Source organism: Kordia sp. E, assembly GCF_056033805.1.
This window is the reverse complement of record NZ_JBRASR010000002.1, coordinates 386464-406838: the sequence shown is the minus strand read 5'-3', so window position 1 is coordinate 406838 and position 20375 is coordinate 386464. Positions and strand designations below refer to the sequence as shown.

Below are 20375 nucleotides of genomic sequence, written 5' to 3'. Positions count from 1 at the left end.
AACTTGATTCAGCCTGATGTTTATGACCTATAAATGACGTTCATAAATATAGTTGCTTGCTCCGCTTTTTTACACTAATTTTGTGCCACTCAAAACATTGAAAATGGTATCAATTGATCCGAAAGAAATTCCAACTGCCAAATTGCATGGCTATCTATTAGGTGCTGTAGCGCCAAGACCGATTGCGTTTGCAAGTACTGTAGATGCAGAAGGGAATCCTAACTTATCTCCGTATAGCTTTTTCAACGTATTTAGTGCCAATCCGCCAATCATGATATTTTCGCCAGCGCGAAGAGTTCGTAACAATACAACAAAGCATACGCTTGAAAATGCTATTGCCACGAAAGAAGTAGTGATTAATGTGGTAAATCATGCTATTGTACAGCAAATGTCATTGAGTAGTACGGAATATGCTGCAGATGTGAATGAATTTGAAAAAGCAGGATTGACAATGTTGCCTTCTGATAAAGTAAAACCATTCAGAGTAGCAGAATCGCCAGTACAATTTGAATGTAAGGTAAATGAAGTTGTATCTTTAGGAAATGAAGGTGGCGCAGGCAACTTGATCATTTGTGAAGTTGTTAAATTACACATTAATGAAGATATTTTGAATGATCGCGGAACGATTGATCATTACAAAATTGATTTGGTTGCCAGAGCAGGTGGAAGTTTTTACAGTAGAGCACGTGACGGATTTTTTGAAATCCCAAAACCTATCTCAACGTTAGGAATTGGTGTAGATCAAATTCCAGAAAACATTCGTACAAGTAAAGTATTAACAGGAAATGATCTTGGAGTTCTTGGAAATGTAGAACAATTACCATCAAACGAAGACATTCAAGAATTTATAAAAACTACTGAAATTTCGATTTCAGAAAACGAAGAAAAAAATCATAAAGCAGCACAAGAATTTTTAGCAAAAGGAGATGTGACAACTGCTTGGAAAATATTATTAGCAAAATAAATAAGATGGAAGTACAAGGAAAAATAAAAATGGTAGGTCAGACTCAGACGTTTGGTAACAATGGGTTTAGAAAGCGTGAAGTTGTAGTAACAACAGAAGAACAATATCCACAACACATTATGGTGGAATTTGTACAAGATAAATGTGATTTACTGAATAACTTTCAAGTTGGACAAGCAGTAAAAATCAGCATCAACTTACGTGGTAGAGAATGGGTGAATCCACAAGGAGAAACTAAATATTTCAACTCTATTCAAGGTTGGAGAATTGAAGGAGCACAACAAGAAGCGCAAGGAGGAGGAATGCCACCTGTGCCACCAGCAGATGCTTTTGAACCAGCAAATGATTTCAAAGAAGAAGATCACGACGATTTACCTTTCTAAGGAATAAAAACATATATAAAAACCTCATAGCAACTTGTTATGAGGTTTTTTTATTTACTTAAATAATAACTAAGTTCATGTTTGGTGTCATTCCGCACTTGTTGCGGAATCTACTTTGAACTGAAATGGATTCCTGCCTTCGCAGGAATGACAATAAAAATTCTTTTAATTATTGTTTCTCCAAAACCCAAAATCCTGAAAGCGAAGCGATCTAAATCCTAAGTCATAATTTTGTAAATTCACACAAAAATCAACCAATGCAAATCACCAAAGCCATTGAAACGTTATTTAAGCGTTATTTACCTTCACCATTTACAATTGCTGTATTATTGACACTATTAACTATTGCACTAGCAACAATATTTACAAAACCAACAACAGCAACAACAGGAACTCATTTCATACAAATATTGTCGTATTGGGAAGATGGCATCTGGAATTCGAGCTTACTCGTTTTTGCCTATCAAATGATGTTAATTTTAGTTTTAGGTCATGTATTGGTGTTAAGTAAACCTGTTAATTGGGCAATTCTAAAAATTACAAAATCAGTCACAAATACTACAAATGCTGTAATTCTGGTAAGTGTTACCACGATGTTAGTAGCGTTTTTTAATTGGGGATTGGGTTTAATTTTTGGCGCTATTTTAGCTAGAAAAGTTGGTGAACATGCGCAGAAATATCAAATTCCTATAAACTATCCATTAGTTGGAGCAGCAGGATATGTTGGGTTAATGGTTTGGCATGGAGGAATCAGTGGTTCGGCACCTTCAAAAGTTGCTGAAATAGGTCATTTGCAAGGATTAATGAATGGTGTGTTAGATGCAAATATGATGGCGCAAATTCCAGAAGTCATCAAATCAAGTAGTACCATATTTAGTTGGTGGAATTTACTCTTATTTGGAGTTTTATTACTAGTGATTCCTTTTACGCTAAGTATAATTTCAAAAAAAGCAAAGCCTACAGAACTCAATTTGCCAAACTATGAATTTGAAACAACAGACAAAGAAACCTTGGAAGGTGCAGAAAAACTAGACTATTCTTTCTGGTTTGCAATTGTATTTGGTGCTTTGTTATTGGTTGTATTCTTTATTCAATATGGAAATAGTTTACATTCACTTTCGCCAAATATGTTGAACTTTTTTATGTTAGGTTTGGCAATACTATTACATGGTAATTTTAAAAGTTTTCTTAATGGTGTTGAAGAAGCTATCAAAGGAACTTCAGGAATTTTAATTCAATTTCCATTATATTTTGGAATTATGGGGATTATGAAAAGTTCTGGAATGGTCGGAATGATTTCAGACGGATTTGTTTCGGTTGCAACCGAAACAACATTACCAATATTTACATTCTTTAGTGCAGGATTGGTCAATATATTTGTGCCAAGTGGCGGCGGACAATGGGCAGTTCAAGGTCCAATTGTCATAGAGTCAGCTTTAAAATTAGGCGTTTCATTACCAAAAGCAATCATGGCATTAGCGTATGGAGATCAAATTACAAATATGTTGCAACCGTTTTGGGCATTACCATTATTAGGAATTACACGTTTAAAAGCAAAAGAAATACTACCATATACAATTATTTTAATGTTAGTCGGTTCGGCAGTATATATTTTAGGCTTATTATTGCTATAAAAAAAGTCCCGAAAACGGGACTTAGTATTGTGATTTTAGGTTTTAACCTTAACGGACTAATTCAAAAAGCAATGATGAAAATAAACATTTAGAAATGTTAAGATTATCACAAATTTGGCAAAAAATTACTAAAAATCAAAGTTTTGTGTTTGCTTTTCTGTAAGAAAATATTTGATTTAAAATAAAACATGTACATTTTAACACAAGAAATAGCGTTTCCACCAGTTGAAGAAGCTTCACCAGAAGGCTTTTTAGCTATTGGCGGCGATTTATCTCCTGAGCGACTATTACTAGCATACAAAAACGGAATCTTTCCTTGGTTTAGTGATGATGAACCAATTGTTTGGTGGTCGCCAGATCCGCGGATGGTATTGTTTCCTGAAGATTTAAAAGTCTCTAAAAGTATGAAGCAAGTACTGCGAAAAAATGCTTTTGAAGTTACGTACAACAAAACATTTGAGGAAGTTATTGATGCTTGCGCAAAAATATACAGACCAGGACAAGAAGATACTTGGATTACGGAGGACATGAAAGATGCATACATCAAACTGCATGAACTTGGTCATGCCATTTCTGTAGAAGTTTGGCAAAATGAGCAATTGGTTGGCGGCGTTTACGGAATTGACTTAGGTCATATATTCTGTGGAGAAAGTATGTTTAGTAAAGTCAGTAATGCGAGTAAATACGGTTTTATTCACTTAGTTGAGCGATTAAAAGAAAACGGTTGCGAACTCATCGATTGTCAAATGTACACGAATCATTTGGCTAGTTTAGGTGCCATAGAAGTTCCACGTGAAGTGTTTTTGTCGTATTTATAAAAGCGTTTCCTAACCTAAAGAATCTTTCTGTAGTCTCTCGAAAAAAGTAGTAACAAAATTGATTATAAAGACTAGAGTGTGTATTGCAAAAAAATAAGCAAAACATAGAATTAATGCAACACTACAGTCCATTCCTAAAAAAGAATGCAATTCTAAAAACACAAAAAATTTCATCAATAAATAGCCATAACCAATCATAAGTAAAGGAAATGAAATGATAAAAAATAAGTAACGAATAGTTAGTGTCATAGTACTATATTAGTATAATGCTATGAAATAATGTTACAAATGAGTTATGAGTATAGTATGAAAAAATATTGCGAAAGCGAAACAAAATCTATGGTGAGATGCAATTATTCGAGTTTTAAAAAATAGTTCTTACACTTTTGAAACCACCATCTTTAGTAAACGTAATTTCAATAAAATAGCGCTTTTTTTCCTTCTTAACTTCAGAAATAATTTCATAAGAAAAATCACTTTCTGGATCATCCGAAAAAGCATTTCTTATAACTTTCTTAGGTTGTGAATTATTGTTTTGATATTGTCGCCAAATCTTTTTTAAACGGAAAGATGCATACGTATTGTACATATGTTTCTTTATCATTTCAAGTGTTTTTGGTTGTATGTTTTTCGCCTTAATGGTGATTTTAACATTTTCTAAAACACCTTTTTTACTAAACCCAATACGATACTTTTTTCCTTTGTATTTGAGCTTCGTTTCGTAACTCGATTTTTCAGGATCTTGTTCTTTGTAATACTTTAGCTTTTCTACCTTTTTAGACAAAGTGTTTTTTAATAACTCTAGGGCATTTTTAGGAAAATCAACTTTTTTAATACGTTCTGCTTTTTCATCTTTAAACGAATTTTGCGCGCTACAACATAGCGAAAAGCACAATATACATAGTGTGAAAAGATGTTTCATAATTTCTGAACTTCGTTGTAACGGAAACAATCAACCGTATGATCATTGACCATTCCTGTTGCTTGCATATGCGCATAAATCACGGTAGAACCAACAAATTTAAATCCTTTTTTCTTCAAATCTTTACTCAAAGCATCTGATAACTCTGTCGTTGCAGGAACTTCTTCTCTATTAGTAAACGCGTTTTGAATTTGTTTTCCATCGGTAAATTTCCATATATAGGCTGAAAAACTTCCAAACTCTTCTTGCACTTTCATAAAAGCATGTGCATTGGAAATCGTAGCTTTTATTTTTAATTTATTTCGAATAATGCCAGCATCTTGTAATAAGCTGTTGAACTTATCTTCTCCGTAGTTTGCTATTTTTTTATAGTCGAAATTGTCAAAGGCTTTTCTGAAGTTTTCACGCTTTCGCAGAATTGTAATCCAACTCAAACCAGCTTGAAACGTCTCTAAAATCAAAAACTCAAACAAAGTATCGTCATCTCGTACAGGAGCGCCCCATTCTTCATCATGATACGCCATATAAAGCGGATCGTTTCCACACCAAGTACATCTTTTTTTATCTAATACGTCCATTGTTGCATAATTTCATGACAAACATCATAGATTGCCTTTGATTCGTTTCGTAAATTTACGATGCTAAACACTAAGAACAAAGCAAACGAAATTCACTTTCGTAAGTTTTTTAGAAAACTGCGACTGAATTTGAGTAAAAACTATAGAAAATGACGGTTACAGATACACATATAAAAGATACAATTGACGAAAGCTTACAGAAAGCAATTTCATATCCTGAATATAGAACATTAGTAAAAGACTTAGTTGCTGAAGGGAAGTCTACAGGAGAGACTCAAACAGAAGCATTATCAAACTATTCTATGTTGAATGACAAGCGTATGAAGCGTTTGGATAAAACTACAAAGTTAACGGATGAAGCTGTTGCTGAAATAAAATCGTATAATGGCGATGTTACTTGGTTAGTATTGACAGAAAGCTGGTGTGGTGATGCTGCACAAACAATGCCTGTGATTCATAAAGTTGCTGAATTGAATGACAACATTACACTAAAAGTTGTATTGAGAGATGAAAATGAAGCATTAATGAACGAGTTTTTAACCAATGGAGGAAAATCAATTCCGAAGTTAGTAGCTATTGATAATACATCTGGAAATGTAATTGGAAATTGGGGTCCAAGACCTACAAAAGCAACACAGTTGGTAAAGGATTATAAAGCTGAACATGGAAAATTAACTCCAGAATTTAAGCAAGACTTACAAGTTTGGTATAATAAAGATAAAGGACAAAATACAGTAGATGATTTATTGAAATTAGTTTAACTAAGTTTTGTCATTCCTGCAGAGACAGGAATCTAAATAATTAGAGGATTAAAATATCGAAAGATATTTTAGTCCTTTTTTACTTTTAAGTGATTCTCGATACAATTTTCTATAGAAAATAACTCGAACTGACGTCTTTCGGAATTTTTAGACTCAATACTAATATCTAAATACTCACAACTATTTTTCTCTCAAACTATCTCCGAAGAATTCAGGTGTAATAGCATTTTGAACATCAAAATCGCCAATTTTTGTACGTCGTAATGCAGAAAGATGCGCGCCTGAGTTTAGTGCTTTTCCAAAATCATGTGCTAATGAACGAATGTAGGTTCCTTTGCTGCAAACAACTCTAAAATCTATTTCTGGAAGTTCAATTCGAGTAATTTCAAATTCATGAATGAATACTTTTCGAGAATCAACTTCGATGATTTCTCCAGCTCTTGCAAGTTTGTACATGCGTTGTCCATCTTTTTTCAATGCTGAGAAAACAGGTGGAACTTGATCAATTTCACCAAAAAAATCTAGGTTCGTGATGTAAATTTGGCGTTCCGTAATGTGTTCTGTTGGAAACGTTTCATTAACCTCAGTTTCTAAATCATATGAAGGTGTTGTGCCGCCAACCGTAATTGTTCCAGTATATTCTTTTATTTGACCTTGATAATTAGTAATCTTCTTGGTGTCTTTTCCAATACAAATTACCAATAATCCTGTTGCTAATGGATCTAAAGTTCCAGCGTGTCCAACTTTTAATTTTCGTAGTTTAAAACGAGATTTGAGTGCTAATTTTATCTTATTAACTGCCTGAAACGAAGACCATGTTAATGGTTTGTCAATTAATAAGGTTTCTCCAGCTAAGTATTCTTCAACGGTCTTCATTATAAAAACTTTTGATATCCAACATATCCGATTGCAATCAATCCGACAACTAAACAATATATGGAGAAGTAACTTAGTTTACTTTTCTTTACGAGATTTATCATCCATGTACAGGCAAATAATCCAGCAATAAATGCAGCAACAAATCCGGCAGAAAGTGGAATAACCTGAGAGCTATCTAGCGCAAGCTCTCCACTAAAAATGTCTTTTCCTATTTTACCAAAAATCAATGGAACAACCATTAAAAACGAAAAACGAGCTGCTTTTGTTTTATCATTTCCGAGTAATACAGAAGTCGAAATTGTAGCTCCAGAACGTGAAATTCCGGGTAGCATAGCAATTGCTTGTGCAATTCCGATGACAACAGCATTTTTATAACTAACGTCTTTTTTGGTGTTTTTTGCTTTATCGGCTAAGTATAATAGTAGTGCCGTAATAATGAGCATACAACCGACTAGGAGAATGTTTCCTTTGAATAAAGCTTCTAGTTGATCTTCAAATAAAACACCAACTATTACAGCAGGAATCATAGAAATAATGATTTTCAATGCAAATTTGAAATCATCATTCCATTTAAATTGGAATATTCCTTTTAATATCTCTAAAATATCTTTTCTGAAAATAACAATCGTGCTTAATGCAGTTGCAAAATGTACAACGACCGTAAATAGTAAGTCTTCTTTGAGTTCAACGCCCAGTATGGCTTTTCCTAATTCGATATGTCCACTAGAAGAAACAGGTAGGAATTCTGTTAATCCTTGAATAATTCCAAGGATAATTGCATTAATTACGTCCATTGCTTAGGAATTCGGATTCAACAATATGGCGTATACTTCAATGGCAAAACCAGCAATCACTAACATTGGCGCTACGTGAATTCGTTGTGCATTGAAAACGGCTTCATTGAATACGTTTGGATCGTCGCTTCCGCCGCCAGCCATTAGGATAAATCCTAAAGCAATCACAGCTAAGCCAATAAACATGAATAGATAGTTTTTCTTCCCAAAAACAAATGTTTTTTCGGGCTGTGACGTATGTTGTTGTGGAGTAGATTTTTTGCTACTTTCTGACTTCTTTTTTTTCATGTACGTTCTAATTTACAATTCCCATCCGAACACAGAAAGTTATAAAAGATGTTTTTAAAACTCGCTGTAGACAACGGTTGTTCCTTTTTCTAATCGTGAAATATGTGGAACAATCCCATCAGGACTCACTAAAGTCCATCGGTTTGGGCAGTACAAAGTAACGGTTTTATTTAAAACTTTTGAACTTAATTGCGCTAAATTTACGCCTTTCTCTATACCACGATTGATATAGTAATAATGGCTATCATTTTCTAATCGAATTTGAATATCATTAGAAGTCCCTTCTGCAATAGAAACTATTTTCCCTGAGATTAGTACACAATCATCCGAATCTACCGCAGTTACTGGCTTGAATGAATATGCTAAAAATACAACTAATGCGATGCCTAAAAATATAAATGTGAGTCGTTTCATCTTTTATAGTTTTTAAAAATTAAACAGTATAATTATCACGTAAATATTTTCATCATAAATTTCGGGTTTGGATTTGTTAATGTAAAGATAACTCAATATTTTCCTAAATATTTTACAAGGAAAGGTTAAAAGCTGTTAATGTTTGATAACTTTTCTTAATAAAATATGTTGTTGTATCTCTTCATTGATTAAAACGAAAAATTGTAAGAATTCGTATAAGTTGAATTTTCGTTATGCATTATTTCCCTTGCTTTATGGAAATGATTGCTGGCTTTATGCCATTTTTTTTAAACCGTGCTTTTTTTTTCTATCTCTTTGTTAAAGAATTACTACTAAAATTAAAATAGTAATTCTTTAACAACTAGTATTAATTTTTAAATCCATATTATTATGAACAAACAATTAAGTGCATCAAATAATGAAAGTCCTAAGGTTTTAAATCCAGAGAATTTTGGAGATGTTAAAACATTATCAAGCTTAGCCGCAACTTTATCTGGAAGTGATTTGACAGTTTCTGGTGTGTCAACCGTGAAAGAATCTACAACGCTCGTACAAGATTCATCAGATGTGAAACAGTTTTATGTTACAAGTGTTAATGGCGCGGCTACAACAAGTTTTTCTGCGTCTTGTAGTTTAATGAAAGGCTCTAAAATAGTTGACAACACTTATATTTGGGTTGCACAAGATATAAACCAAACGATGGGAAGAAGAGGGACAAAAGTCATTGTGCAATCATCTACAGGAACTGACGAATAATTCTAATAAAAGTTCAAAACAATCTAAAAAAGCAGAACCATCGTTTTGCTTTTTTTTAGTATAAATTTTAAGTACATTGTAAATAAAAACTTATGGTTTTTAAGCGTAAAATAGTATTTGTTTGTACTCTACTCATTTCTACTCTACTCTTTTCGCAACAGCTATCTAGGAGCAATCCTTTTAAAATTTTTATAAAAGAAAAGAGTGACCAATTTATTGGGGAATCTAATTTTAGAAAAGCACAATCTTTTTTTTTAAATAATGAATGGGATTCTACATTGGTATACACAATGAAGCAACTAAGTATGCCTAATAAAGATTTGCAACTCAAAAATTATTGTCATCTCTTTAGAGGTTATAGTTTTAAACAAAAAGAACTATATAAACAAGCTAAAAAAGAATTTGGTATGATATCTGAATCATTTTCATTTTATAAACACATGGAAATGTATTTAGGCGAAATAGCGATGTTAGAACAAAAATATAAGAAAGCCTTGCTATATTTTCTTAAAATTGAAGAAATCAATGATGAAAACCTCCTAGGATTAATTAGAATTAAAATAGAAGAAAATATAGGAACTTGTTATATGGAACTTGAAAACTTTGATACAGCTGAAAAGTATCTTAGAAAGAGTTTGCAACATCATAAACGCAAAAAAGACACTGTTGGACTAATAGCCTCTTATACAAATATGGGGAGTTTGTTTTATGAACAATTCAAAGATAATGAAGCCATTTCATATTTTGAGAAAGCTTATTCTTTGTCAAAAAATGTAGACAGTCTTGAATTAAAAAAAGGAACAGTTTATAACATGTCGCTTGTAGAAGAAGGTCTTAAAAATTTTGAAAAATCACTAGCTTATACAAAAGAATATATAAAATATAAAGACACATTAAATAGTAGAGCTAAAATATGGGAAAATGCTAAAATTGCTAATGATTTTAAAATTAAACAGAAAGAAAGTCAAGTGAGCTTTTTGAAGGTGCAAAACAAAGCAAAACAAGCAGAAAAAAATCGGTTACTATATTTTTCTATTATTCTTTTAGTTCTTCTAGGAACAGTGTTTTATTTCTACAAAGAAAAAGTAAAAACAAATAAAATAATTGTTGCACAAAAAGAAAATTTAGATGAATTAAATGCAACAAAAGATAAACTATTCTCCATTGTAAGTCATGATTTACGCTCGTCTGTATATGCTTTGAAAACAAGTAATACAGAGTTGTTTGAGAATTTGGAAGCTAAAAACCTAGAAGCGCTAGATGGTTTATTAAATACAAATAGCGCTATTGTAAATGGTGCGTATAATTTGTTAGACAATTTACTGCATTGGGCGTTATTGCAAACCAAGCAATCATATTTTGAAATTGCGGAAATGCGTTTGTTTTTTATTGTAGAACAAACAGTTTTTAACTATAAACCTTTACTACAAGAAAAAAAGATTCAATTTGAAAATAAAGTACCAAAAAGTGAAATGATTGTTGCCGATCAAGAATCATTGAAAATTGTATTGCGGAACTTATTAGATAATGCAATCAAATTTTCTAAGCCAGAAGGAAAGATCACAATTTATACCAGAAACACAAACAGTGAATACTGTGATTTAGTCATTGAAGATACTGGAATTGGTATGAGTGAAGCCACGCGTTTAGAACTCATAAAAGATTCAGGTTTACTGGCAAAAAAAGAAAACGAAAACATTATTGGAACTGGATTAGGCTTGCAACTATGTAGATCGATGATTCAGAAAAATAATGGAAAATTTACCATAGAAAGTGAATTAGGAAAAGGAACAAAAATGATTGTATCTTTACGTAAAAACCTACCAAATGGATCAAGTTAACGTACTCGTTGTTGAAGATACACCTGCACAGAGTAAAGCGCTCACCAAAGTACTTGAAGAAAATAAGTATACTGTTGTAGGAGTTGCGACGACGCTCAAAGAAGCATTAGCTGCGTTTTACGGCAATACAAAAATTGATATTGTCATTATTGATATCTTTTTAAATGGTCTTCCAGATGGTATAGCTTTCGCAGAAACGATTAATGCAGTTCCCAATGCCACAAAACCATTTGTGTTTCTAACAAGCTCTACAGATCGTGAAATTTTCCAACGCGCAAAGCTCACACAGCCATTTAGTTATTTGATGAAACCGTTCAATGAATTAGAGATTTTATATGCAATAGAAATGGCGGTAGAAAAATTCTATGCGCAACAAAATGTATTCTTAAGTGAAGAAGAAAACACAGTAATTAGCAGCGATTATTTATTCGTAAAAAAAGGAAAATCGCTCAAAAAAGTACAGCTTTCAGATATCATCTATATTGAAGTTGAAGAAAAATATTGTAACATCATTACCGAAAAAGAAAAGTTTGTCATTATGATTTCATTGACGAAAATTTCAAAGCTTTTAAACCCAGAAATCTTCACAAAAACACATCGTAACTACATCGTAAATTCTAAAAAAATAGAAGAAATAGTGCCTGCAGACAATTTGATCATATTGACTGGAAAGTATAATGTTCCTTTAAGTGAAAAGTATAAAGGAATGATTAAAAAAGTGCGAACACTTAAATAAATAAAAAATCACTTTTTTTGCTGACTTCTAATGGTCAAAACCATCGCGAAAATTAATAATAGACTTGATAAATTTCGCATCCAAAACCCACGATCGTATGCTTCAGAAGTAACAATATTGACAATAATTAAAATAACACTGGCAACAATTAAAATAATTGGAAGTAATGACTTTTTCATGCAATTAATTAGTGATGAATAATTTAGTAGTATAATTGATCTGTTCTCAAATTCAAGAAACGTTGTGTTGCAAAAAAGCTACTTACCAAGGTAATCAATACGCCAATCAAGAAAATTCCAGCAAATACTGATCCTATCAATACTTTATCATTTGCAAGCTGTAATTGCGGTAACGATTTATTAACGTAATACAATGCTCCAGCCATTCCTGCTAAAGCTAAAATTGCAGCAATAACGCCCATTTTTACACTATTCCAAATAAAAGGTTTGCGAATAAAACCTTTCGTAGCTCCAACCATTTGCATGGTTTTAATCGTAAAACGTTTTGCATATACAGACAAGCGAATAGAACTATTAATCAACAATGCAGCAACAAGTGCAAAAAAGATACATGTAATTAAAATTCCGAGTCCAACTCTTTTAATATTTGCATTCAACTTTGAAACCAATGGTTTATCAAACGAAACTTCTGAGACAAAATTCTTTTCAGAAATCTCAGCAGCAATCGTTTCCAACTGTTCACCCGAAACAAATTGTGCATTCATATATACATCTAGCGAATTCAATAATGGGTTTTCACCTAAATATGCTACAAAATCTTCTCCAATATCTTCCGTCAAATTTGCCGCAGCAGTTTCTTTTGAAACAAAATCAGCAGACTTTGTATATTCAGCAAGTGCTAATGTTTTTTGTAATTGCTTAATCTCAACATCTTTGGCGCTATCTTTCAAATACACGGTCAAAGCTATCTTTTCCTTATAATAATCTGCTACCTTCTTTGTGTTTAATACCAATAAACCTAAAATCCCGAGTAAAAAAAGTACAAGTGTTGTACTCAGTATAACTGAGAAATACGAAGAAATCAATCGGTTTTTTTGATACTTTTCAAAAGAAGAACTCATAAACAGTGCGTTAGTTTGGTAAAACTATAAAATAAAATTCAGAACTCGTCAGTTCGAGTGTTTTATCGTAATGAATATGAAGATAAAATGTATCGAGAACAAATTTGAAACTAAAAGGAACGTAATAAACGTAAATTTCTAGCAAAAAAGTATTTCTCGAAACAAATTTTTATTTATCTCTACTGCGTTCGATATGACAAAAATTCACTCGAAATGACGTTTTGTATAAAATTTTGAATCAAAAAATCAACAGACCCAAAAAAACAAAACACCGAATCAACAAATAAACAAAATAACCATTAAATTTGCGCTTCTTTAAAAAATATCAAAATGAAGTACAATTTCAACGAAATTGAAGCCAAGTGGCAAAAATATTGGGCGGAAAACGGAACTTTTCATGCAGAAAATCAATCGGACAAACCAAAATATTACGTGCTCGACATGTTTCCTTATCCATCAGGAGCCGGATTACACGTTGGTCATCCATTAGGTTACATTGCTTCAGATATCTATGCGCGTTACAAGCGTCACAAAGGATTCAACGTATTGCATCCGCAAGGATATGATAGTTTTGGGTTGCCAGCAGAACAATATGCAATTCAAACAGGTCAGCATCCTGCAATAACGACGAAAACGAATATTGCACGCTACCGTGAACAACTAGATAAAATTGGGTTCTCATTCGATTGGAGTAGAGAAGTACGTACGTCTGATCCTGCATATTACAAATGGACACAATGGATTTTTATCGAACTATTCAATTCTTGGTACAATATAGAAAGTGACAAAGCGGAACATATTGATACGCTTGTCGCGAAATTTGAAACAGAAGGGAACGCAACTGTAAAAGCAATTTGTGATGATGATATTGCTGTGTTCGCTGCTGCAGAATGGACACAGTACGATTCGAAAACGAAACAAGAAATACTATTAAAATATAGACTTACATACTTAGCCGAAACGGAAGTAAACTGGTGTCCAGCTTTAGGAACAGTTTTAGCGAATGACGAAATTGTCAATGGAGTTTCTGAACGTGGTGGACATCCTGTTGTGCGTAAAAAAATGACACAATGGAGTATGCGAATCTCTGCGTATGCACAACGTTTACTAGACGGTTTGAATACAATTGATTGGCCACAACCGCTAAAAGATTCACAAACCAACTGGATTGGTCGCTCGCAAGGAGCAATGGTGAGTTTTAAAGTTGACGGACACGATGCAAAAATTGATGTATTTACCACGCGACCAGATACAATCTACGGAGTAAGTTTTATGACGCTTGCGCCAGAACACGATTTAGTAGCAAAAATAACAACTGCCGATCAAAAAGAAGCGGTTGAAAATTATAGAGAAGCAACTTCAAAAAGAAGTGAACGCGAACGTATGGCAGATGTAAAAACCATTTCAGGTGTATTTACAGGCGCATATGCATTGCATCCTTTTACGGGAGAAAAAGTGCAAATCTGGATTGGTGATTACGTATTAGCAAGCTACGGAACAGGAGCCGTAATGGCAGTTCCGTGTGGTGATCAACGTGATTACGACTTTGCAAATCACTTTGGACTTGAAATTCCAAACATCTTTGAAGGTGTTGATATTTCTGAAGAAGCACATGCAGACAAAGAAGGAACTAAAATTGCAAACTCTGATTTCTTAAATGGTTTATCATACAAAAAAGCGATGAAAACCGTGATTTACGAAATGGAAAAACGCGGTTTTGGAAAAGGAAAAATAAACTATCGTTTGCGCGATGCCGTATTCTCGCGTCAGCGCTATTGGGGAGAACCATTTCCAGTATACTACGTAAATGGAATGCCGCAAATGATTGATGTAAAACATTTACCAATTGCATTGCCAGAAGTGGAAAAATACTTACCAACCGAAACAGGCGAACCGCCATTAGGAAACGCTGAGGTTTGGGCTTGGGACACAAATACAAATACTGTAGTTTCCAACGAACTTGTCAACGAAGACAACGGAATCTATCCACTAGAACTTAATACAATGCCAGGTTGGGCAGGAAGTTCTTGGTATTTCTTCCGTTACATGGAAAAAGCATTACGTGAAGATGATTTTGCGAGTGAGCAAGCTTTAAAATACTGGGAAAGTGTAGACTTATACATTGGTGGAAGCGAACATGCAACAGGACACTTATTATATTCTCGTTTTTGGGTAAAATTCTTAAAAGATAGAGGATTTGTTGGTGTTGATGAACCATTCAAAAAGCTCATCAACCAAGGAATGATTTTGGGAACTAGTGCTTTTGCATATGGATTTGGACCAGGCTTAGAATATGAAAAACCTTCAGATTTAGCAGATACTATCAAAGCTGGTTTAAAAAATAAAAAATACGTTATCCCTAGAGAATCTTATGAAAAGGGAATGGCTGGAGAATTAGATTCGATAACTCAAAATATTGTTGACAATATAATTAAAGAGTACAAGTCCAAAGGGTTTAATGTTAAATATGTCGGAGAAGAATTTAGCGGAACTTTTACACCGTTTAGAGTTAGTTTAGAACATTTAAAAGGTACAAGTGATAATTTGAATATTGAAACTTTAAAGGAAGATGCTTTATTCAAATTTGTTAAAAATGCTGAATTTATCTTAAATGCTGATGGAGAATATGTAACTCACCGAGAAGTCGAAAAAATGTCTAAGTCGAAATACAATGTTGTGAATCCAGACGAAATCTGTGAAGAATACGGAGCTGATAGTTTGCGTTTGTTTGAAATGTTCTTAGGACCATTAGAACAAGCAAAACCATGGAATACAGCAGGAATTTCAGGAGTTTTTGGATTCTTAAAGAAATTATGGAAACTCTATGTTGGTGAAGAAGGCGTTTCAAGAGTTACGGATGCTGCGCCAACGAAAGACAACTTAAAAACATTGCACAAAACGATCAAAAAGGTTGAGGAAGACATTGAAAACTTCTCATTCAATACATCGGTAAGTACGTTTATGATTTGTGTAAATGAACTCATAGCTCAAAAATGCAGCAGCAAAGAAATTTTAGAACCGTTAACAATCTTAATGTCGCCGTATGCGCCACATATTGCTGAAGAATTGTGGGAACGTTTAGGGAATGCGGAATCTATCGCAACAGCGAAATTTCCAATATTTGAACCAAAACATTTAGTAGAAAGTTCAAAGGAATATCCAGTTTCGTTTAACGGAAAAATGCGCTTCAAAAAAGAACTTTCATTGGATCTTTCAAAAGAAGAAATAGAGAAAATAATCTTAGAAGACGAACGTACACAAGCACAATTAAATGGAAGAACTCCTAAGAAAGTAATTGTAGTTCCGGGAAAAATCATTAATATAGTAGGATAGAAACGTAAAAGTTTGGTATGAAAATAGATAGAGAGTAAAAAGAATTTAATTTCATATCACATAAAAAAGTAACAAATGAAAAAAATCCTCTTTTTAATTGCAATTCTTTGTGTAAGTGTCGGAATGGCGCAAAAAAAGGAAGTAAAAGAACGTTTTGGAAAAAACTCTGAAAACAAAATGTTTCCAACAGAATATGCATTTCCTAAAGAATATGTAGGAACCTATGCAGGAAATTTGAATGTAGCAGATGCTTCTGGTGTTTTGCAAAATGTTCCAATGGAATTGACGATAAAGCCGACGGAAGATCCAAAAAAATTCGATTATAGCTTATCATATATTGTTTCACAAAAAAAACAAGAACAAAAATATACACTAATTGTAGTTGATCCTGCAAAAGGATTGTATGATTTAGATGAAAATAATGGAGTTGTATTACGTGCAAACTATATGCGACAAACGTTGTTCAGTACTTTTGAAGTAAATAATAGAATTCTTAACAGTAGTGTAGAGTTCAAAAATGATGGACGTGTATTCTTTACAATTATTGTTACTGAAAAAAAGGATCCTAGAAATACAGGAAATGAAAAACTAGCAGTGACAAGTTATAGTGCTATTGTTATTCAAAAAGCAGCATTACGAAAAGTAGAGCGCGACTAGAAATAGAAACTGACAAAATATCACAAAAAAAGAAACCTCGTCTATTTGGCGAGGTTTTTGTATTTTTAATCGTAAAGTTTAATAAATGAGTATTATAATTTCTAGTTCTAAAGTAGAATAATTATTTTTTGAAGAAGAATGTATAGTAATGCTGTTTTTAGTTAAACAATTTAAAAATTAAAATTATGTTTTCAAGTGGATATATGCTCTTAGCGGGCGCAATAATGTTGATTAGTATGTTTGTGGGTAATAAGCTCAAAAGCAAATTTGCACACTATTCTAAATTGCAATTGCGTAATGGAATGAGTGGTGCAGAAATTGCAGAAAAAATGCTTGCAGACCACGGAATCCGAGATGTAGAAGTGGTTTCTGTACGTGGAATGCTAACAGATCATTACAATCCTGCCAACAAAACGGTGAATTTAAGTGAAGGTGTGTACAATCAGCGAAATGCTGCGGCTGCGGCTGTAGCTGCACACGAAGTTGGACATGCCGTACAACATGCTAAAGGCTATAAATGGTTGCAAATGCGATCGAAATTAGTTCCAGTAGTGAGTATTGCTTCTAAATTTTCACAATGGGTAATTTATGGAGGAATTGCATTGATGGCTGGTCAAGGAATTGGTTTAGGTCAAAATATTTTAATTATTGGATTAATAATGTTTGCAACAGGAACAGCTTTTAGTTTCGTAACACTTCCTGTAGAATACGATGCAAGTAACAGAGCGTTAAAATGGTTGAAAAATAAGAATATGGTTTCCCAAGAAGAATTTGCAGGTGCACAAGATGCACTCAAATGGGCAGCGAGAACGTATGTAGTTGCGGCGCTTGGTTCGTTAGCAACGTTGTTGTATTTCGTGAAATATTTGAATAGACGATAAGAAAAGAAAAAACTAGAACCTAAAAAAACACGACATTGATCGTGTTTTTTTAGGTTCTAGTGTATATACTTTTAAAAAGTAGAAATTAGAGGATTAATTTTGTAGTGTTATTTCCAAAATTTCCATTTGCTTTTAGTTTTCTTTTCTTTCTTTTCTGTTTCTGGCGAAAAAAAGCTATTAATTCTGAATATTCTATCTAGACTTCAATCTGTCGATCAATCTGTTGATTCAAAGAAATAAAAGTTTCTGTTCGTGAAACACCTTTAATTGCTTGTATTTTATGGTTTAAAATGTGCATTAAATGTTCATTGTCTTTACATAAAATTTTGATGAGAAGTGACCAATTTCCTGTAGTATAGTGGCTTTCCATTACTTCCGGAATCTGCTCTAGTTCTTTTACAGCAGCAGGATTTCGCATGGCTTTATCTAAATAAACACCAATAAACGCCATGGTTTTATATCCTAATACTTTCGGATTGATGACGAATTTTGAACCAACAATGAGTTTTGCATCTTCAAGCTTTCGCAGTCGTTGATGAATAGCAGCTCCCGAAATTCCAATAGTACGCGCAATGCTCAAAATAGGCGTTCGCGCGTCTTGCATTAACGCGCGTAAAATTTGTTTATCGATACCATCAATTTCAATTTGATCATTAATCACTTTCATAATATGGAAATTTATAGAATGAAAGATAAAATTAAGGTATTTGTTTTAATTTTTATCTAAAAACCAAAATAGTCTTACATATTTGCAGGATCGTATCCAAAATACGGAACTTCTTCTTCTTTGAAAACTACACCATAATCTTCCAATTCTTTTAAAATTGGTGTGTATACTTCTTTGGTAATTGGTAGTTGTACACCAGGTGTTTTAATTTCACCATTCAAAATTTTCAAAGCAGCAATAGCTACAGGTAAACCAACGGTTTTTGCCATAGCTGTATAAGTTTGATCTTCACCTAAAATCACCATTTTTGATTCTATTTGATGTTTTTCACCATCTTTTTCATAACCAAACTTGTGATACATTACAATCATATCTTTATCGTCTGGAGCAAGTGTCCAGCTATCCATTAAGATTTTTTGTAGAATTTGCGCAGGAGTTGCATTGTCTAAACCTACTTTTTTATGTGGATTAAAAATGTCTAATTCAAGTAACTTTTCCCAAAGAGTATCATCTTGATCAATCTTTAAATTATGACGCATTTTTAACTCTGCAGAATCTGTTGGACTATATGGTAAAAATGAATTTACAAAATCGCGATAGCTCATTTCGGCAGAATTTTCAATTGTATAGCTATCGTCTGTCATTCCTAAAATTACAAACATTTGCCAAGCTCTAGAAAAACCAACTCTTCTGATCGTTCCACGATATAAAGTCAAAATATCATCTAGTCCATAAACACTTCTATACTTTAAAGAATCACGATTTGCATAGGCTTCAAACTTTCCATAACCTTCTACACTCAAAAATTCGGTTCTACGGAATAAACGGTTGTATGGAATATACTTATAGGTTCCTTCTTGAATAAACTTAGCAGTTCCACCTTGTCCAGCTAACACTACATTTCTAGGATTCCATGTAAACTTATAGTTCCACAAATTGGTATCACTTTCTGGAGCGACCAATCCACCAGTAAATGATTCAAATAGAATCATATCTCCGCCATTATCACGAATACGATCAATTACTTCCATCGCACTCATATGATCGATTCCTGGATCAACACCAATTTCGTTCATAAAAACGAGTCCTTTTTCTTTTACAGACGCATCTAGCGCTTGCATCTCTTTACTGATATAAGAAGCAGTAACCATGTTTTTTCCAAAATGAACACAATCTTTTGCAACTTCAATATGAAAACGTGCTGGCAACATTGAAATAACAATAGCAGCATCTTGTATAGCAGCTTTTCTACTATCTTCATTAAAGACATCTAGTAAAATTGCAGAAGCATTTGGATGATCTCCAACGAGCTTTTGTGCATTTTCAATATTAATATCTCCGACTGTTATATGTAAATTTTCAGTATGACTTTTATCTAAAAAATATTTGATGAGATATGAAGCAGATTTTCCTGCACCAATAATTAAAATGTTTCGCATAAGTGAGTTTTGTTGCGTAATTTTGTGAAAAGACAAATATAACACGAATGTAGCAAAATGTTACATTTATAAAAATATCTATTCACTTTTATGAGAAAAAAGATTTTAGTAACAGGAGCTATTTTGGGTTGCTTAGCAGTTATATTGGGCGCATTTGGTGCGCATGCACTCAAAAAAATAGTAACATTGGATCAATTAAATTCCTTTGAAACGGGCGTTCGTTATCAAATGTATCATGCGTTATTACTACTATTTACAGGAGTTACACCTTATATTTCAAGGAAAGCACAAAAACTTTTATATGTGTTTATTTTATGGGGAGTTATTTTATTCTCAGGTTCTATATATCTCTTAGCGACAAATAATTCTACAACTTTTGATTTTAAGACAATCGGTTTCATTACGCCTATTGGCGGAACATTACTAATCGTTGGATGGTTGATTCTTATTGCGAATTTTTATAAACTAAAAATGGATAAAACGGCTTAAGAATACAGTATTTTTAAAAATGCCCATGCTTTTTTAAATTAAAGAAGATTAAATCGCTTG

At 33.1% G+C, this 20375-nt stretch carries 22 protein-coding genes; 12 read left to right on the top strand and 10 right to left on the bottom strand.

The genetic code is table 11. The features are described from left to right. Positions 1-103 precede the first annotated feature (103 nt). The 4 genes from ACUUYC_RS04740 to aat all read left to right on the top strand — a co-directional run bounded on the left by ACUUYC_RS04740 (position 104) and on the right by aat (position 3799). Entirely contained in the window at positions 104-964 is an 861-nt protein-coding gene (locus ACUUYC_RS04740; RefSeq protein WP_474264324.1) for a flavin reductase family protein, read from the top strand. A gap of 5 nt (positions 965-969) precedes the next feature. Beyond that, entirely contained in the window at positions 970-1347 is a 378-nt protein-coding gene (locus ACUUYC_RS04735) for a DUF3127 domain-containing protein (RefSeq protein WP_474264323.1), read from the top strand. Between the two features lie 257 nt (positions 1348-1604). Then, positions 1605-2981 (top strand): short-chain fatty acid transporter, encoded by a 1377-nt coding sequence (locus tag ACUUYC_RS04730; RefSeq protein ID WP_474264322.1) that lies wholly within the window; start codon positions 1605-1607, stop codon positions 2979-2981. 188 nt (positions 2982-3169) lie between these two features. Next, positions 3170-3799 (top strand): leucyl/phenylalanyl-tRNA--protein transferase, encoded by a 630-nt coding sequence (aat, locus tag ACUUYC_RS04725; RefSeq protein WP_474264321.1) that lies wholly within the window; start codon positions 3170-3172, stop codon positions 3797-3799. Positions 3800-4163: 364 nt separating this feature from the next. Here aat and ACUUYC_RS04720 read toward each other — a convergent pair whose 3' ends face one another. Continuing rightward, positions 4164-4721 carry a hypothetical protein gene (locus ACUUYC_RS04720; RefSeq protein WP_474264320.1) on the bottom strand — a complete coding sequence of 186 codons (558 nt, stop codon included), beginning with the start codon at positions 4719-4721 and terminating at the stop codon, positions 4164-4166. After that, on the bottom strand, positions 4718-5299 hold the full coding sequence (locus ACUUYC_RS04715; protein WP_474264319.1) for a DNA-3-methyladenine glycosylase I: 582 nt from the start codon (positions 5297-5299) through the stop codon (positions 4718-4720). Before ACUUYC_RS04715 ends, ACUUYC_RS04720 begins: the two co-directional genes overlap by 4 nt. 149 nt (positions 5300-5448) lie before the next feature. Between ACUUYC_RS04715 and ACUUYC_RS04710 the strand changes: the two genes are divergently transcribed. Next, positions 5449-6060 (top strand): thioredoxin family protein, encoded by a 612-nt coding sequence (locus ACUUYC_RS04710; RefSeq protein WP_474264318.1) that lies wholly within the window; start codon positions 5449-5451, stop codon positions 6058-6060. A 180-nt stretch (positions 6061-6240) separates the two neighbouring features. On the opposite strand, the gene truB is transcribed toward ACUUYC_RS04710, so the two are convergent. The 4 genes from truB to ACUUYC_RS04690 are packed head-to-tail and all read right to left on the bottom strand — an operon-like array spanning position 6241 to position 8435. Next, on the bottom strand, positions 6241-6936 hold the full coding sequence (gene truB / locus ACUUYC_RS04705; protein ID WP_474264317.1) for a tRNA pseudouridine(55) synthase TruB: 696 nt from the start codon (positions 6934-6936) through the stop codon (positions 6241-6243). Beyond that, positions 6936-7733, bottom strand: a complete 798-nt coding sequence (locus tag ACUUYC_RS04700; protein WP_474264316.1) for an undecaprenyl-diphosphate phosphatase — start codon at positions 7731-7733, stop codon at positions 6936-6938. The genes truB and ACUUYC_RS04700 overlap by 1 nt, the downstream gene beginning before the upstream one ends. A gap of 3 nt (positions 7734-7736) precedes the next feature. After that, positions 7737-8021, bottom strand: a complete 285-nt coding sequence (locus ACUUYC_RS04695) for a DUF3098 domain-containing protein (RefSeq protein ID WP_474264315.1) — start codon at positions 8019-8021, stop codon at positions 7737-7739. Between the two features lie 54 nt (positions 8022-8075). Further along, a complete protein-coding gene (locus tag ACUUYC_RS04690) occupies positions 8076-8435 on the bottom strand; it encodes a hypothetical protein (RefSeq protein ID WP_474264314.1) in 360 nt (119 codons plus the stop codon). Positions 8436-8825: 390 nt separating this feature from the next. Between ACUUYC_RS04690 and ACUUYC_RS04685 the strand changes: the two genes are divergently transcribed. The 3 genes from ACUUYC_RS04685 (at position 8826) to ACUUYC_RS04675 (ending at position 11768) form a co-directional block, all read left to right on the top strand. After that, positions 8826-9191 carry a hypothetical protein gene (locus ACUUYC_RS04685; protein ID WP_474264313.1) on the top strand — a complete coding sequence of 122 codons (366 nt, stop codon included), beginning with the start codon at positions 8826-8828 and terminating at the stop codon, positions 9189-9191. 290 nt (positions 9192-9481) lie between these two features. Next, on the top strand, positions 9482-11032 hold the full coding sequence (locus ACUUYC_RS04680; protein ID WP_474264312.1) for an ATP-binding protein: 1551 nt from the start codon (positions 9482-9484) through the stop codon (positions 11030-11032). Further along, positions 11019-11768, top strand: coding sequence for a LytR/AlgR family response regulator transcription factor (locus ACUUYC_RS04675; RefSeq protein ID WP_474264311.1), 750 nt, complete (start codon positions 11019-11021; stop codon positions 11766-11768). Before ACUUYC_RS04680 ends, ACUUYC_RS04675 begins: the two co-directional genes overlap by 14 nt. A gap of 8 nt (positions 11769-11776) precedes the next feature. Here ACUUYC_RS04675 and ACUUYC_RS04670 read toward each other — a convergent pair whose 3' ends face one another. Next, positions 11777-11947 carry a hypothetical protein gene (locus tag ACUUYC_RS04670; protein ID WP_474264310.1) on the bottom strand — a complete coding sequence of 57 codons (171 nt, stop codon included), beginning with the start codon at positions 11945-11947 and terminating at the stop codon, positions 11777-11779. Positions 11948-11970: 23 nt separating this feature from the next. Then, complete coding sequence (locus ACUUYC_RS04665; protein ID WP_474264309.1) at positions 11971-12849, bottom strand: cell division protein FtsX; 879 nt, start codon at positions 12847-12849, stop codon at positions 11971-11973. Positions 12850-13179: 330 nt separating this feature from the next. Between ACUUYC_RS04665 and ACUUYC_RS04660 the strand changes: the two genes are divergently transcribed. The 3 genes from ACUUYC_RS04660 to ACUUYC_RS04650 all read left to right on the top strand — a co-directional run bounded on the left by ACUUYC_RS04660 (position 13180) and on the right by ACUUYC_RS04650 (position 17720). Beyond that, a complete protein-coding gene (locus ACUUYC_RS04660) occupies positions 13180-16182 on the top strand; it encodes a leucine--tRNA ligase (protein ID WP_474264308.1) in 3003 nt (1000 codons plus the stop codon). Positions 16183-16257: 75 nt separating this feature from the next. Continuing rightward, entirely contained in the window at positions 16258-16839 is a 582-nt protein-coding gene (locus ACUUYC_RS04655) for a hypothetical protein (RefSeq protein WP_474264307.1), read from the top strand. Positions 16840-17024: 185 nt separating this feature from the next. Beyond that, a complete protein-coding gene (locus tag ACUUYC_RS04650) occupies positions 17025-17720 on the top strand; it encodes a zinc metallopeptidase (protein ID WP_474264306.1) in 696 nt (231 codons plus the stop codon). 196 nt (positions 17721-17916) lie between these two features. On the opposite strand, the gene ACUUYC_RS04645 is transcribed toward ACUUYC_RS04650, so the two are convergent. Together ACUUYC_RS04645 and ACUUYC_RS04640 are read right to left on the bottom strand one after the other, a co-directional pair. Then, positions 17917-18387, bottom strand: a complete 471-nt coding sequence (locus tag ACUUYC_RS04645; protein ID WP_474264305.1) for an Lrp/AsnC ligand binding domain-containing protein — start codon at positions 18385-18387, stop codon at positions 17917-17919. A gap of 74 nt (positions 18388-18461) precedes the next feature. Then, entirely contained in the window at positions 18462-19826 is a 1365-nt protein-coding gene (locus ACUUYC_RS04640; protein WP_474264304.1) for a saccharopine dehydrogenase family protein, read from the bottom strand. A gap of 90 nt (positions 19827-19916) precedes the next feature. Between ACUUYC_RS04640 and ACUUYC_RS04635 the strand changes: the two genes are divergently transcribed. After that, positions 19917-20315 carry a DUF423 domain-containing protein gene (locus ACUUYC_RS04635; protein WP_474264303.1) on the top strand — a complete coding sequence of 133 codons (399 nt, stop codon included), beginning with the start codon at positions 19917-19919 and terminating at the stop codon, positions 20313-20315. Positions 20316-20375 lie beyond the last annotated feature (60 nt).